The 2,554-nt window shown below is 58.6% G+C and carries 3 protein-coding genes; 1 reads left to right on the top strand and 2 read right to left on the bottom strand.

Going from position 1 to position 2,554, the window contains the following annotated elements:
• Positions 1 to 586: Rieske 2Fe-2S domain-containing protein (locus K0F85_RS29075; RefSeq protein WP_257638194.1), on the bottom strand; the 586-nt coding region annotated here is incomplete at its 3' end.
• Positions 587 to 724: 138 nt separating this feature from the next.
• Here K0F85_RS29075 and K0F85_RS27125 point away from each other — a divergent pair.
• On the top strand, positions 725 to 1,231 hold the full coding sequence (locus tag K0F85_RS27125) for a MarR family winged helix-turn-helix transcriptional regulator (protein ID WP_219118940.1): 507 nt from the start codon (positions 725 to 727) through the stop codon (positions 1,229 to 1,231).
• Positions 1,232 to 1,446: 215 nt separating this feature from the next.
• On the opposite strand, the gene K0F85_RS27130 is transcribed toward K0F85_RS27125, so the two are convergent.
• Positions 1,447 to 1,938 carry an ArdC-like ssDNA-binding domain-containing protein gene (locus K0F85_RS27130; protein WP_219118941.1) on the bottom strand — a complete coding sequence of 164 codons (492 nt, stop codon included), beginning with the start codon at positions 1,936 to 1,938 and terminating at the stop codon, positions 1,447 to 1,449.
• Between the last annotated feature and the right edge of the window lie 616 nt (positions 1,939 to 2,554).

Genomic DNA, 2,554 nt, shown 5'->3' on the forward strand with positions numbered 1-2,554 from the left:
GCGCACCGACGTTCTCCATGAAGCGGCTGGTGACCACCTGCTCGCCTTCGATCCTGGTCGTCACCGGCACCTCGTCGATCTCCTTTTGTCCGATGCTTGAGGCATGCACGTAGGTCTCGTGGGTGAGGTCCATCAGGTTGTCGACCATGAGCCGGTAGTCGCAGCCGATATGGTACAGCCCGCCGCCGTAGGCCCATTCCGCCTGTTCCGCCCATTCAAGGTGGTGGATCTCATCGGGATTGGCGAGTTTCTCATCGCCGGGCCAGACCCAGATGAAGCCGTAGCGCTCTTCGACAGGGTAGCTGCGGATGCATGGGAAACCGCGCACGCGCTGGCCGGGCATACTGACGGTCTTGCCTTCGCAACCCATCTCGAGCCCGTGATAGCCGCAGACCAGCTTGCCGTCACGGACGAAGCCGAGCGAGAGCGGCGCGCCCCGATGCGGGCAAAAATCTTCGACTGCGGCCACCTTGCTACCCTCGCTCCGGTAGAACACGATCTTCTCGCCGCAAATCTGGCGACCCAGCGGCCCGGCCGCGATCTCGTCCGGGGTGCACGCCACATACCATGCGTTTTTTGGGAACATGCTTGTCTCCTCTCTTGTTTGCACTTCACGCTTCGTTATTCAGTACACTGAATGTTGATAAAAGTATCGTTCTTTTAGCCGAAGAAGTAAACTACAATCTCAAGCCATTTAATGACGCAATGCAGCACGATTCACACCATGCCTACAAACCAGACGCCTTCCTCTTTTGATCGCACCTTGCTCGATCCTTATGCGCAACCCGGCCATCTACTGCGCCGCGCGCAGCAGATATCCATCTCCATTTTTTATGATGAGCTGGGCGACGAGCTGACGCCAGTCCAGTATGCGATCCTTACCCAGCTGGCAACGCACCCCGGCATAGACCAGGTCTCCCTCGCGGGCCTGGCGGCGATCGATACGTCGACTGGCGCCACGGTCTGCGCCCGGCTGGAAGAAAAAGGCTTGCTGGAGCGCAAGATCATTCCGCACAACCGGCGCCAGCGTGCGCTAACGATCACACCGAACGGTGCGCGGCTGCTGGAATCGCTCGAAGTCGGCGCCTTGCGGCTGCGTGAACGCCTGCTCGCACCGCTGACAGCAGCGGAACAGCGCCAGTTCATGGAATTGCTGGCCAAGCTGGTGCGTGAAAACAACGAGCAAAGCCGGGCGCCCCTGGCCTTGCCCACTACTGGAAGCGGATCCTAGAACACTGGCCACAGCAAGCGTCAACTTGGGCGCGTATACGCTAGCCTATTTGCGCCGGAACTGAAGTCTGTACGACGGGCAGTGGCAATCAGGGTGTACCTGGCACATCCGCCAGACCCGGCAGGGCGGGCCCCTGCCGCGCCAGGCCGTCGATTTGCGGCGCATTGACACCGTGGAAAAAACATCTGGGGCCGCCGCAACCTGAAAGACTGCCGCTACTGGTGGCCATCAGTGCCCAGCACCGGCTTGCCGTCGGCATCCGTCCGGCCCTGCTCCTCGCTGAATTTCCAGCAATCGATGGGCGTGCCCTTGTTGCTCTGGCACACCTGCGCACCGGCGAAGACAGTCTGCTTGTAAGTCATCCAGCGCTGGTCCGCATGGCCTTCACTCATCAGGTGCAGGGAATTGATGCCCTCGCAGCGCTTGTCCGTGGTGAGATTGACTGGCAGGTACGCGCACGGCTCGCCCGGCTGCCAGGGCTTTTGCCTGGGCGCCGTGCCGTCCCTGAGCTGCGCCTCCAGCTTCTCGGCGATCATTTCAATCAGTGACTTGGGCAGGTCGTTCATGACCCACAGCATCACGCCAGACAAGTCATACCATCTTGAGTACCTTCGAAACAAGCTGCTCGGCGTTACCCGCGCTTGCCTGACCAGGTATCCCAAAAAAAGAAAAAGCCCCTGAAAAATCAGGGGCTTGGCTTCATCCATCTATCCGGCTGTACCAGTGGCCGCCGGACAGGACATCATTCCCACTCGATGGTCAATGAGGTGGCCAAGCGCTTGATTTTTTGGTGATTTCCAAACCATTCAGTTACCGATACCCTCAAAAATACCCTCACCTGCAAAATCCGCTATCGCCGGTTTGTCGCCAGCGGAGATTGGAAAAACTAACCCACTCGCTAGCACCTGCCATCGGATTCTTCTGAGTGCTGACGCCTTCGTGTCGGCACATCAGCAATCGCAGCATTCGGATGAATTTAAGAATACGCCAATTCTCAGTGTCACCCTGTCACCCTGTCATTTGGTAATATCAGTCCCGCTACGGCGACAGAGACGAGGCGATGGCACATACTTATCTGTCTACCGCTTTTACCATGTCCCACATCGCTGCCGCTTCACGTGTCAAGCAGGACGGTCAGTCGGGTCGTATCGGCATTTAATAAAGCGCAACTTGCTGTAGATCGCGACGGCCAAGGCTGAGAGCGTGTACGAATGCCGGACCTGACCCCGCCCCCCGTCGAGCCATAGCGGCATTTAGTAAAGCGCAACTTGCTGCAGATCGCGACGGCCAAAGCTGAGATCGTGTACGAATGGCGGACCTGCC

The organism is Janthinobacterium sp. UMAB-56, assembly GCF_900095265.1.
Taxonomy (GTDB): domain Bacteria; phylum Pseudomonadota; class Gammaproteobacteria; order Burkholderiales; family Burkholderiaceae_D; genus Janthinobacterium.